This window comes from Corynebacterium sp. HMSC074C04 (genome assembly GCF_001838295.1).
Taxonomy (GTDB): domain Bacteria; phylum Actinomycetota; class Actinomycetes; order Mycobacteriales; family Mycobacteriaceae; genus Corynebacterium; species Corynebacterium amycolatum.
In genome coordinates this window covers 396,608-408,997 of the sequence record NZ_KV836272.1, presented here as the reverse complement: position 1 = coordinate 408,997, position 12,390 = coordinate 396,608, and the positions used below count along the sequence as shown (strand labels likewise).

The window sequence follows — 12,390 nt, the reverse complement described above, 5'->3', positions numbered from 1 at the left end:
TTTCTGTCTTCGCTAATGGAGCCGAGTCTTCTAATGTCTTATAGCTTTCGCTCATCTTTGCTGGCGAATGGTGCTTCCTAATCGTGTCGGGGTGGCGAAAGGCGGGTGGGGCGTAGCGGTTTGGTAAAAAATCGGTATCTGTGCGGTTTATGGTTCGAGCTATAGGAGTTATAACGTTTCGAAGATATGACACGCAAAAATGCTCCCGATGCTGAATTGGCATCAGGAGCAGTTTACGTTTCGCTAGCGGGGTAGAACCCTAAGCTTCTTAGCGGTTCTTGCGGGCGATGCGGGTAGCAGCGACACCGCCGACCAGAAGAACCAGAGCGGCTCCGCCCAGGGTGGTGGCGTCAACGCCGGTGGCTGCTAGGCCAGTGCTCTGAGTGGAAGAAGCCTTCTTGGACTCAGAGTTATTCTGCTCAGACTTCTTGGAGTCTGAAACCTTCTTTACGTTCTCGGAAGAGGTCGTCTTCTTGGACTCGGACGCCTTCTTCTCAGCCTTTTCCTTGGCCTTCTTCTCTTCCTTCGTGCACTTGTTTTCGTTCTTGCACTCAGCAGAGATCTTGATGTCAACGTTTACCTTGACATCCTTGCCGTCTTTGCCCGGTTTGCCGTCCTTGCCTGGCTTGTCAGTATCCGGCTTCGTCTCGTCCTTGACGCAGGCACCGAAGACGTTCGGGTTGCCCGGAACTGGCTTGCTCATGTCGAAGTGCTCGCCCTCCGGGCACTGCTTATCAGAAATACCTGGGTTTCCGAGGTTGCCGGGCTGGGACTCATTGTTGCCCGGCGTTTCAGGCTTAGGGGCTTCCTTGTCCGCGACGCACTGGAAGGTTCCGCCGACGTTTTCAAAGTGCTGGCCGTCTGGGCACTTGTCCGGCATTGGGGCCGGAATTCCGTCAGCGGAATCCTGCTCAGGCTGGTCTGCAACGCACTGGAAAGTGCCGTCGACGTTTTCAAAGTGCTGGCCGGCGGGGCACTCGGTCGGCATTGGGGCCGGAATCTGTGCAGTAGCGATGCCTGCGCTTGCAATCATGCTGGCGGAGAAGGTGGCGGCGATAGCCGTAGTGAACTTCTTCATGAAAACCTCCCAAGGAGTCAAACGGTCAGAGACCGATGAATATGATTTCGCCGTTCATCCCTCATCGTGCACGGCGGAAAATAAAACCAGGCCAACTGCGGTTAACTAGGTTCATGGCTAACCATAAACTGGTTGATATATGCATGGCATTGGAAGTAGTTATAGGGATAACTCTAGGTGTGTAGTGGCACACTTTGACCTGCTGTAATGCTGCCGGTTTGCAATTTAGTTTGCACCATTTCGGGGGAGGCGTGCACTAGGATCGTCCTTAGTAAAAGTTGGCTATTGGCGTTACTTGTCTGTTATCTACCTGGCGGTAGATAGGTTGTGTAAACGTTCTTTATGCAGTGGGACAACCCTGTCTTAGGTCGTGTTTAATTGTCACGTTAAAATAACGAATAGTAATTTAACGTTCCCGAGAATAAAAGAGCTTCACTCTATTGCCGATTTCTACTTCCTATTGGTTACACCCGAATCGGGGTGTTTAGAGTGGATGGGATGCAATTGTTGTCGATAGGCGAAGCTGTAGATATGTGCCAAACGGAGTAGCCAGCGGGTACGGTAGAACAGTTAAGAAAAGATAAGGCAAAAGGGGAGCTGGAAACTTGTTTGAGTCTCTTTCCGATCGTTTGACGGGTGCCCTGCGGGGGCTGGGCGGGAAGGGTCGCCTGACTGAGGCGGATATTAACGCCACCGCCCGCGAGATTCGGCTGGCTCTTCTGGAAGCCGATGTCTCCCTTGAGGTTGTCCGTACCTTCATCAAGCGCATCAAGGAACGCGCTAACGAAATTATTGGCAGCCAGACGGTCAACCCGGCCAACCAAATCATTGAGGTTGTCAATGAGGAACTGATCAACATCCTCGGTGGCGAGACTCGACGTCTCAATATGTCGAAGCAGCCGCCAACGGTTATCATGCTGGCCGGTCTGCAGGGTGCTGGTAAGACCACCTTGGCCGGTAAATTGGCCAGGTACCTCACGGATCAGGGGCACACCCCAGTTCTCGTCGCCTGCGACCTGCAGCGCCCAGGTGCGGTGCAGCAGCTGGAAATCGTGGCTGAGCGTGCAGGCGTGCCGTGCTTCGCACCGTTCCCGGGCACCAGCCTCGATTCCACCCATGAAATGGGCACCAGCGAGGACAACCCAGTTGACGCCGCGTTCCGTGGCCTCGCTTATGCTCGCCAGCATCGCCACGATGTGGTGATTATCGATACCGCAGGTCGCCTGGGTATCGATGAGGTTCTGATGAAGCAAGCCCGCGATATTCGCGATGCCATCAACCCGCATGAAGTTCTGTTTGTCATCGACTCCATGATTGGTCAGGACGCGGTAGAGACCGCCAAGGCCTTCCGAGATGGCGTTGACTTCACCGGTGTTGTACTGACCAAGCTCGATGGCGACGCGCGCGGTGGCGCTGCACTGTCTATCCGTGAGGTCACAGGTAAGCCGATTCTGTTCGCCTCCACGGGCGAGAAGTTGGAGGACTTTGACGTCTTCCACCCAGACCGCATGGCCAGCCGCATCCTGGGCATGGGTGACCTGAAGACGTTGGTTGAGGTCGCTTCCAAGGAAATTGATCATGAGCAGGCTGCAAAGTCTGCCCAGAAGATTGGTTCGGGCGAGTTGACTCTCGAGGACTTCCTCGAGCAGATGATGATGGTCCGCAAGATGGGCCCAATCGGCAACATCCTCAAGATGCTCCCCGGCGGCGCGGAAATGTCCAAGGCCGCGGAAATGGTCGATGAAAAGCAGCTTGACCGCATCGAGGCGATTATCCGCGGTATGACTCCGGAAGAGCGCGAGAATCCGAAGATTCTGAACGCTTCACGACGTCGTCGTATCGCCAACGGTTCCGGTGTGTCTGTTTCGGAGGTTAACCAGCTCATCGAGCGCTTCAATGAGGCACGCAAGATGATGGCTCAGATGGCCGGTCGTTTCGGTATGGGCGGTGGCCGCCCATCGAACCGCAAGGCCAAGCGTGGCCGAAAGGGCAAGGGCAAGAATAAGCGCAAGGGCGCTAACCGCGGCCCGACGCCGCCGAAGGCAATGCGCGGTGGCGGAATGCCCGGTATGCAGGGCATGCCGGGGATGCCTAGCATGGCCGAGCTGCAGAAGCTACAGAAGCAGATGGGCAACCAGCTGCCAGAAGGCATGGAGGGCTTTGACCTCAATAATCTCGACTTCGGGCAGGGCAAGAAGTAGCTGGGGCAAGAAGTAGCTAGCCCCGCAGGCTCTCCTGGATCTGGCGGCCCATTTCGGCACTGAAGGTGGCCGCTAGTTCATCGGTGATGTGATTGCTGTCGCGGTAGACGTAGATATTACCGATAACATTGCGGCAGGTAGTCGGGCCACAGAAGATGTCGGAAAAATCTAGACTGTGCCCGTTGGGGAAGTTTGCAAGAATTTCCTCAGCGGGATTTTCTGCATTTAGAGCAGTTTTGCGGTGGATGGTGCAATCTTCGTTCGCTTCGTCGCACACGCTTGGGGAGAACTGACTCAAGTCCTCCCGTAGCGCCCACGGGTTATCGCGGATTGCGAAGAAATCAATTTCGCGTTCTTGTAGAGCAGTGAAAAACGAGACATAGCCATCCGGCGTATAGTCGCCGGGCTGCGGTGGGTCCGCCTGGAATAAGGGCCTGGTCGAGGTGGTGAAAACCATCTCTGGCTGAACCTCGTCAATTTTCTGCAGTGCCTCGAAAGTCCAGGGCACGCAGATGTCGCCGACTCCGTGGATTGGTTCTAAAGTCGCTGGACAGCCCTGTCGAAGGAGAACGACCACTCGGTAACCGTGCTTCTTGCCGTAGGCATCAATTGGGGCGAACCAGTGTTCCATGTGCGAGCCCCCGATGATGACAATCGATTCACTAGCATCCGGGTCACCGTAAACACACGGTTGGGTCTCATCGCGCCAACGGCGATTCGGCGGGAAATACCCGACGTCTTCGCCGCCTGTCACAAGGCAACCATCGAGGGCGGGTTCCGGCCAGAGGTCAGTGATGAAATCGGTATTCGGCTTTGTGGCTGCCTTCGGCACCTCGTACCCGTCGGTAAGCGCGAGCGCACCTGGATAGACCATTGGATCTAGGCTGGTGGCAGAGGCACGATTGACGCGCAGCTGCTGCACGTTGACAAGGCTGGTCATGCCAACCAACGCAATGATTACAACAGCGCCGGCTACCGCTTGGCGACGAGCCGGGTGACGATGCTTAATTGCGTGGATTGCATCGCCGACGACGGGCTGAGTCCGGGTCGGTCGGCGAGTCGATTGAGCCAGTGGCAGCTCGACATACTTGTTGGTGAGCTTGGCCAAAATGAAGGAAACGACAATCACTGCGGTGCCAAGCTTCAACCCCGGAGTATCGCGGTTGAGGTAGTTTATGGCCAGGATGAGAAGAGGCCAGTGCCACAGGTAGAGCGCGTAGGCGCTCTGGCCTATCTCGCGCATTGGGCGGCTGGCCAGGAACTTGGAGATCCAACCCGCCTCGGGGCCAGCGATAATAATCAGCGCAGCACCTCCGAGGGGCCATAGTGTCCAAGGGCCTGGGAACTGTGCGGCACCGTCGAAGATGAAACCGGTGGAGACCACCAGTGCGAGGCCGATGCCTGCTAACAGCACTCGTAGAGGCGTGGGCATGGGGATGGAGCCCCGGACAAGAATCAGTCCGAGTAGTGCGCCGAGGCAGAGTTCCCAGAGGCGGCTGACAGTGGAGTAGTAGTTCCACCCCTGGTTCTCGGAGTGCATATAGAAGGCATAGGCAAGCGAGCCGAGAGTGATAACTGCCAGCAACGGAGTGAGGATTCGGTGGAGTCTACCGCCAGTAGCGTCGGTACGCTTCGCCTCCACTGGTGAGGTGACAGTCCCGACAATCCGGGATGAGCGCGTCATCCAGGCGAGTAGGGAGATGAGCAAGATTGAGCCGAGGTAAAACTGACCCTGCACCGACATTGACCACAGGTGCTGCAGTGGGGAAGTTTCGCTCTCTGCGGCAGCGTAGTCCGAGCCCTGGAGTGCCAGTTCATAATTTTGGTAGTAGAGCAGGCTGGCGCGGAGTTGCTGGGCAATGTCAATGGTGCGAAGCGATGGAATGAAGTAAATGACAAACAGGGTTGTCGCGAAGAGGACCAGCACCAGTGTCGGGATTAGGCGACGCAGCGTGCGCCAGATGCTCCACCACGGATTGATGGACTGCCGGGGATTGATGGCATTGCGGTACTGCGCGCCGAAGAAGAAAAACCCGGAGAGCAAGAGGAATACGTCCACACCACCGGAAACGCGACCGACGTAAACGTGGAAAAGGACTACGAGGGCAATTGAAATGCCCCGTAGTCCGTCCAAGTCATACCTATACTGGGTGCCGGTGGTTTTCATAGAATGTTACGTTACCGCACTGTCAACGACGTTCAGCTTTAGTGGGTATGCAGAGTTTCGAGTGCGCAGTTTTGTTAATTTCCAAAAACTGCTGGTAACATACCTCGAGTTGTCTCAATGAGAATCCTCAGCTGAGGCACGACTGCGAATTCATCGGATCCGGCCACGGCCGCCCGGTGGTCACGCGCAGTGTAAATATCCCAAGGGCAAAACCGGTTCAAGGCACCTCGTCAGTAATTACTGGTGAGCTTGGATGCATAAGTATTGTCCAGTGACATAGAAGAAAGAGGAACTCCTCATGGCAGTCAAGATTAAGCTGCAGCGCCTGGGTAAGATTCGTACTGCTCAGTACCGCGTTGTCGTTGCTGATGCTCGTACCCGTCGCAACGGTGCGGTCATTGAGAACCTGGGCATCTACCAGCCGAAGGAAGAGCCGTCGATTATCAAGATTGACTCCGAGCGCGTTCAGTACTGGCTGGGCGTCGGCGCACAGCCGACCGAGCCGGTTCTGGCTCTGCTGAAGGTCACCGGCGACTGGCAGAAGTTCAAGGGCCTCGAGGGTGCAGAGGGCACTCTGAAGGTTGCTGAGCCGAAGCCGACCAAGCTCGAGCTGTTCAACAAGGCTCTGGAAGAGGCCAACAACGGCCCGTCCGCGGAGGCCATCACCGCTAAGCGCCGCGAGGCCAAGGAAGCAGCTAAGGCTGCTAAGGAAGCTGAGGAGGCCGCAAAGGCTGCCGAGGCTGAGGCTGCTGAGTCCGAGGCTTCCGAGGACGCCGAGTAATAAGGACGCTGAGTACGCCGCTTAGCTAATCCGGGCGCTACCTTATACTTCAAGACGAAGTGTTGGGTGGCGCCTTTTTTGCTTTATGCGGGTGTTTTACAGAGCCTTTATAAGAGAGGGAGTGTGCGCGTGTCGGTAGCTGACATGGTGCTTATTGGCCGAGTGATTAAGCCCCACGGTGTGCGCGGGGAAGTCGTCGTTGATGCAACAACGGATGACCCGGAAGGGCGTTTCGCAGTCGGAACCACGCTGTTGGGTGTACAGGCGGGCCGTGAAGAACAGCTGACTGTGAAAACGGCGCGTCCGCACCAGGGCCGTCTGCTGGTTCGCTTCGAGGAGATTCCGGGCCGCAATGAGGCCGAGCGTTATCGGGGCATGAAGTTTTATGCCGAACCCGTCTTCGAAGACGAGGGTTTTTATGACTTTGAACTCGAAGGCCTGCGCGTTGTCCGCAACGGCACCGATATCGGCGAGGTCACTTCTATCGTCCGTGCTCCCGCTCACCGTCTCCTTGAAGTCACGCTTGACGGAGGCGGCCGGGAGGTACTTATTCCTCTGGTAGAGGAAATCGTTCCGGAAGTAGACCTTGAGAACTCAACCGTCACCATCACGCCGCCGGAAGGACTGTTGGAGCTGTGAGCTTACGTCTCGATGTAGTCACAATCTTCCCGGAGTACCTCGAGCCACTGCGTCATGCGCTGCTGGGCAAGGCAATCGAACAGGGCATTTTGAGCGTCGGAGTGCACAACCTGCGCGACTGGGCGCCAGGTGTACACCAAGCCGTGGATGACTCGCCCTACGGCGGTGGCCCCGGCATGGTTATGAAGCCGGATGTCTGGGGTCCCGCCCTCGACGAGATCGCGACGCTGAAAGTGGAGCAGTCGTTGACATCCGCTGTGCCGCATTCGGACAATGTCCGCCATGATCAGAAACTGGGTCTGGCCGAGGAATCTTCCTATGCTGCAGCGGAAGTGCCGTCGTTAAGTGAAGAAGATTCAGCGAAGCCCCTGCTGATTGTCCCGACCCCGGCGGGCGAGCCGTTTACGCAGCAGATGGCGCAGGAGTTCTCACACGAGGAGCACATTGTGTTCGCGTGCGGGCGCTACGAGGGCATTGACCAGCGCGTTATTGATGATGCCGCTAATCGTTATCGCGTGCGTGAGGTCTCTATTGGGGACTATGTGCTGATCGGCGGGGAGGTGGCGGTGCTGGTGATTGCGGAGTCCGTCGTGCGGTTAATCCCAGGTGTGTTGGGCAACCGCAAGAGCCACGAGGAGGACTCTTTCTCTGACGGTCTGCTCGAAGGGCCGTCCTACACAAAGCCGCGCGAGTGGCGTGGACTAGAAGTGCCGGACGTTCTCCTCAGCGGCAATCACGCGCTGGTGGACCGTTGGCGGCGCGATCAGTCACTCATTCGTACGGCCGAACGTCGTCCGGATTTGCTTGCCGACGTCGACCTCAGCGTCCGTGACCAGGAAATAATTCAAGAGGTCATTGGGGAAGTAACCGAGGAGAACTGCTAGTGGCACGTGTTCGAATTGCGCGACCCCGGCACGTCATTGGTTGGTTAGCTGTCCTAGGGGCACTGGCGTGGTTCACTCAAACGCAGCTGGCGGGGAGCGTAGATCAGTCGTTTGCAGGCTGGGTCAGTGACCTGCATGGGGCACGGAATGGCCGCGTCGATAGTTTGATGCTGACTTTGAGCGAGATTATCCGGCCGATTTACGTCGCGCCGGTCACGCTTGTTGCTGCGGCACTCCTGTGGTTCCGCTTCCGTGCGTGGGCGTTGCTACTGCCAGCGTCATTCGGTTCGTCGATTGCGGTGACTTATGCCATGAAGTGGTTTTTGGACCGCGACCGACCGGGCGAGGAGTTCTCGCTGGTCAACCTGCACGATGCAGCGTTTCCTTCTGCACATGTGGCAGCGGTTACCTCCAGCGGCATGGCCGCGATGCAGCTTGCCATCCCCGTATTGCGGCGCACAGCCCGCAAGCTGCTTGACCTGGCCATCGTCGCGCTTATCGGTGCCGTGGCACTATCACGCGTGTGGGTCGGGGCGCACTGGCTCACCGATGTTATCGGCGGACTTATCGCCGGAGTTATCGGCTTGGCAGTTGCGTTGTTGGTTCTTAGGAGATGGCCACGAGCACGGCGCTACGCGCTGCTTTAGTCTCCTCATAGAAAGCTAAGAGTTCGCGGTAGCGCTGCGTCGCAGTGGCTTCGTCGATAAGCGAACCATTGTCCGTGATACGGGCGTCTAAGTCGATGCTTGCCAGCGTCTGGTGCACGTCGCCGACGCGATCGGCGCGGATGACCGCGGACAGCGGCTTGCGGCAGACGCGGTCGGCGCCGAGGATGGCCTCCGCCAGCGGGTCGCCGAGCGCCTGGCCGTCGATGGGATTACCGGTCAACGTGCGAAGCAGGGACTCCCAGTCGGTGTCGATGTCCAGGGCATCTTCGTCCGGAACGTCGACGAAGTGCTGCAGGATAATCTTCTCCGCGCCGTCGTTAACAAGCCCCGCCGTGCCGCCGTCGCTGGTCGCCGCAGGTGCTGCGACCTCAACTAACCGTGCTGCCTCCTCATCGGAAATGCGCAGGTATTCGGCACAGAGTTTCTGCTTCATGGGGCTCCTTTTCCGGTGTTAACTGCGAGCCTTCTGTGGGGCGTTCGCCAATTGGTACTTCCACGATAGTAAAGTTGCCCGGGTGATTTCATCAGTAATTGCCCGAGAACTCGCCGCCACTGGTGCGGACATTGCCGAAAGTGCCGTCGCCGCCGCTATCAAGCTTCTCGACGAAGGCAACACCGTGCCTTTCATCGCCCGCTATCGCAAAGAAGTAACCGGCGGGCTCGATGACACACAGCTGCGTTTCATCGAGGAACGCGTCGTCTACCTGCGCGAACTAGAAGAGCGCAAGCAGACGATTCTCGCCGCCATCGAAGAGCAGGGAAAGCTTAACGACGACCTCAAGGCCGCCATCCTCGCCTGCGACACCAAGGCACGGTTGGAGGATCTCTACCTGCCGTACAAGAAGAAGCGCAAGACCAAGGCCGATATTGCGCGTGAGGCCGGGTACGAACCGCTGGTGGAGGAGCTACTGGCCGACCCCGCCGCGGACCCTGAGGCTCTGGCCACTAAATATGGCGAGGCAGCTGGTAAGGATGCGAAGGACGCTCTGACCGGTGCCCGTGCCATTTTGGTCGATCGCTTCGCTACTGATGCTGATTTGGTGGGCTCTGTCCGTGAGCAGGTGTGGTCTTCCGGTTCCGCCGCCGCTGCCGTGGTGGAGGGCAAGGAGACTGCGGGCGTGAAGTACCGCGACTACTTCGAGCACAACGAACCGCTGGAGACCATGCCCAGCCACCGTGTGCTGGCCGTGCTGCGTGGAGAGGCCGAGGGCATCCTGACTCTCAACATCGATGCGGGTGAAGATGAGACCTACGAACACATGATTCGTGAGGCCTTTGAGCTTCCCGACGGCGGTGCCTCCAAGTGGATTGACCAGGCCGTTCGTTTCGGCTGGCGTACCAAGTTGGAGGTTTCCGCTGCCCTCGATGCCCGCACTCGACTGAAGGAGCGCGCCGAGGCTGAAGCTGTGGATGTCTTCGCCCGTAACCTGCGCGACCTGCTGCTGGCTGCCCCTGCTGGTCAGCGCGCCACTCTCGGCCTGGATCCGGGATACCGCAATGGTGTGAAGTGCGCCGTTGTCGACTCCACCGGCAAGGTGCTCGACACTGCCATCGTCTACCCGCACCAGCCGCGCAATGACTGGTCTGGCGCCAAGGAGCAGCTGGCCACTGTCTGCGCCACTCACCGCGTGGAGCTCATGGCCATCGGCAACGGCACCGCTTCCCGCGAGACCGAAACCCTGGCCCGGGAAATCGCCGACCTGATCGCTCAGGCCGGCGGCAAGAAGCCGACCCCAGTGGTGGTCTCTGAGGCCGGTGCTTCCGTGTACTCCGCATCGTCCCTGGCAGCAGCCGAGTTCCCGGACATGGATGTTTCGTTGCGCGGTGCCGTGTCGATTGCCCGCCGCCTGCAGGATCCGCTTGCCGAGCTCGTCAAAATCGATCCGAAGTCCATCGGTGTCGGTCAGTACCAGCACGACGTTTCCCAGACCAAGCTCGAGCACTCTCTCGATGCCGTGGTTGAAGATGCCGTGAATGCTGTCGGCGTGGAGGTCAATACCGCCTCCGCGCCGCTCCTCGGTCGCGTTGCTGGCGTGTCCTCGACCGTTGCGGACAATATCGTCGCATACCGAGACGAAAACGGCGCCTTTACCTCCCGAAAGGAACTGTTGAAGGTTCCGCGTCTCGGCCCCAAGGCCTTCGAACAATGCGCCGGCTTCCTGCGCATTCACGGCGCTACCAACCCGCTGGATGCCTCTGCAGTTCACCCCGAGTCCTACCGCGTCGTCGACGCTATCGCAGCGTCGGCTGGCGTCAGCGTCCAGGAGCTCATCGGCAACTCCCGCGTCCTGTCCAAGCTGCGTGCCGAAGACTTCGTCGACGACTCCGCCGGCATCGGTCTGCCCACCGTCCAGGACATCTTGGCTGAGTTGGACAAGCCTGGCCGCGATCCACGTCCCGAGTTTGTCACCGCCACCTTTAAGGAGGGCGTGGAGAAGGTCTCCGACCTTAAGCCCGGCATGATCCTCGAGGGCACGGTCACCAACGTCGCGGCCTTCGGCGCCTTCGTCGACGTCGGAGTCCATCAGGACGGCCTCGTTCACGTCTCCAACATGGCGCGCGGTTTCGTCTCCGACCCACATGAGGTCGTCCGCTCGGGCGAGGTGGTCAAAGTGAAGGTTCTCGACGTTGACGTTGAACGCAACCGTATCGGTCTATCGCTCAGGCTTGACGACGACACCTCGGATGCCAAGCCAAAGCGTGGCGACGGTCGCCGTGAAGGTCATGGAGATGGTCGTCGTGGTGATGGTCACGGTAAGGGGCGCAAGCGCGGTTCCCAGAACAAGAAGCAGGGCGGTTCCATGGCTGACGCGCTGCGCAGGGCAGGCTTTTAGCGCTTGAGCTGTTAGCGCATAGCCTATTAGCGCATAGCGTCGATGCGGCTGTTGATCTCTCCCGCGACAGTCGCAGCCATTCCATCCGGTACGACGATGGTGTAATCGGACCCTGAGGTCTCAATCTTGACTGCCTCGCCTGACCGTGCCGCCACGGTGATGCGGCCATCATTGCCAAGTCGAAGCCCAATACCGCCACCGTCGGCCCAGTTATATTTCGCCGGTGCCGCGTACTTAACGGTTCGAAGCTCGATGCGGTGCTTCATCTTCAATGGTCCGCAACCGTTAAAAATAGTGATGGAATCTGTCTTTGGGTCGGTATCTAGTGTCATGCCGGTCTCATATGCAATGAGGAATAGCGGCGTGCACAGGAGAAAAATGATGCCAAGGATCGGAAGGAATATTGCGAGCACTATAGACACTGTGCACCAGACTGCGAGGGCAGCCTTGACGCCATTAGAGATAGTCACGCTGACATCGATGGGAGTCGGGTCTCCTTCTCGATGGGGCAACTCTGGCGATGCAGGTTCGGTGACCGTGGCGTCGGTAAGCGAAGAGTAGTCCTTGAGGCGGCGCGCCACGAACAGGGCAGCTGCTAGACCGATGACGACACCGGCGATTGCATAAAACCAGCCGATTCGGGCGGTCATAGGGTCCGTCGTGCCGATTTGCGGGATGATAATCGCGAATTCAACACCGATTAAGAAGCCGCAGAGGGCGAGATTGGTTATTGCAATTGGCTTGCGTACGACAAGCGGCGTACTGGTCTTGGCACCGAGCCAACCGATCTGTGCACATGCGATGACGATGATGGCCGTAATCAAGGTGCTTTGAATTGGCGGCATGAAACCGTCGGGAGCGTCGTTACCGCTCCAATGCGTTGCTATTTGTTCCGGTAGTCGCTCGGAAATAGCAATCACCCACAGAAGCTGTGCAATGGCCAGTACACACGGGGCGATGATTGTTCCTCGAACAATCCAGGGGTCAAAGCGTGGAATCTGCGGCATGGAGACAATTTTAGCAGTTGAGGTGGGGCGGTATTGCACGTTGGTGATGCACGTTGCTCGTGCGCCTTGGTAATGCATGGTTCGCCTCGAACAATAAGGCCGAAAAGAAGTGCGATAAAAGTTGTCAAAAA

11 protein-coding genes are annotated in these 12,390 nt (G+C 58.0%); 6 read left to right on the top strand and 5 right to left on the bottom strand.

All coding sequences use genetic code 11. The features are described 5' to 3' along the window. On the bottom strand, positions 1–223 hold a 223-nt coding region (locus HMPREF3011_RS11265; RefSeq protein WP_210401645.1), incomplete at its 3' end, for a hypothetical protein. A gap of 45 nt (positions 224–268) precedes the next feature. Further along, positions 269–1,078 carry a hypothetical protein gene (locus HMPREF3011_RS06185; RefSeq protein ID WP_070841291.1) on the bottom strand — a complete coding sequence of 270 codons (810 nt, stop codon included), beginning with the start codon at positions 1,076–1,078 and terminating at the stop codon, positions 269–271. Positions 1,079–1,683: 605 nt separating this feature from the next. On the opposite strand from HMPREF3011_RS06185, the gene ffh reads away from it, so the two are divergent. Next, positions 1,684–3,279 carry a signal recognition particle protein gene (ffh, locus tag HMPREF3011_RS06180; RefSeq protein WP_038628644.1) on the top strand — a complete coding sequence of 532 codons (1,596 nt, stop codon included), beginning with the start codon at positions 1,684–1,686 and terminating at the stop codon, positions 3,277–3,279. 16 nt (positions 3,280–3,295) lie between these two features. Here the strand turns inward: ffh and HMPREF3011_RS06175 are convergent, their stop codons facing one another. Continuing rightward, the gene (locus HMPREF3011_RS06175) at positions 3,296–5,446 is read right to left on the bottom strand and encodes an acyltransferase family protein (RefSeq protein WP_070841290.1); all 2,151 of its coding nucleotides are present in this window, start codon (positions 5,444–5,446) and stop codon (positions 3,296–3,298) included. A gap of 298 nt (positions 5,447–5,744) precedes the next feature. Here HMPREF3011_RS06175 and rpsP point away from each other — a divergent pair, with 298 nt between their 5' ends. From rpsP to HMPREF3011_RS06155, 4 genes are all read left to right on the top strand, one after another. Then, a complete protein-coding gene (rpsP, locus tag HMPREF3011_RS06170) occupies positions 5,745–6,227 on the top strand; it encodes a 30S ribosomal protein S16 (RefSeq protein WP_038628648.1) in 483 nt (160 codons plus the stop codon). A gap of 144 nt (positions 6,228–6,371) precedes the next feature. Continuing rightward, on the top strand, positions 6,372–6,866 hold the full coding sequence (gene rimM / locus HMPREF3011_RS06165; RefSeq protein ID WP_038629546.1) for a ribosome maturation factor RimM: 495 nt from the start codon (positions 6,372–6,374) through the stop codon (positions 6,864–6,866). Beyond that, the gene (trmD, locus tag HMPREF3011_RS06160) at positions 6,863–7,750 is read left to right on the top strand and encodes a tRNA (guanosine(37)-N1)-methyltransferase TrmD (protein WP_038628650.1); all 888 of its coding nucleotides are present in this window, start codon (positions 6,863–6,865) and stop codon (positions 7,748–7,750) included. Before rimM ends, trmD begins: the two co-directional genes overlap by 4 nt. After that, the gene (locus tag HMPREF3011_RS06155) at positions 7,750–8,397 is read left to right on the top strand and encodes a phosphatase PAP2 family protein (RefSeq protein WP_038628652.1); all 648 of its coding nucleotides are present in this window, start codon (positions 7,750–7,752) and stop codon (positions 8,395–8,397) included. Before trmD ends, HMPREF3011_RS06155 begins: the two co-directional genes overlap by 1 nt. On the opposite strand, the gene HMPREF3011_RS06150 is transcribed toward HMPREF3011_RS06155, so the two are convergent. Next, complete coding sequence (locus tag HMPREF3011_RS06150) at positions 8,357–8,851, bottom strand: DUF1877 family protein (RefSeq protein WP_038628654.1); 495 nt, start codon at positions 8,849–8,851, stop codon at positions 8,357–8,359. The genes HMPREF3011_RS06155 and HMPREF3011_RS06150 overlap by 41 nt on opposite strands. A gap of 82 nt (positions 8,852–8,933) precedes the next feature. Between HMPREF3011_RS06150 and HMPREF3011_RS06145 the strand changes: the two genes are divergently transcribed. Continuing rightward, positions 8,934–11,252 (top strand): Tex family protein, encoded by a 2,319-nt coding sequence (locus tag HMPREF3011_RS06145; protein WP_070841289.1) that lies wholly within the window; start codon positions 8,934–8,936, stop codon positions 11,250–11,252. Between the two features lie 26 nt (positions 11,253–11,278). Here the strand turns inward: HMPREF3011_RS06145 and HMPREF3011_RS06140 are convergent, their stop codons facing one another. Beyond that, a complete protein-coding gene (locus HMPREF3011_RS06140; protein ID WP_038628658.1) occupies positions 11,279–12,259 on the bottom strand; it encodes a DUF1648 domain-containing protein in 981 nt (326 codons plus the stop codon). Between the last annotated feature and the right edge of the window lie 131 nt (positions 12,260–12,390).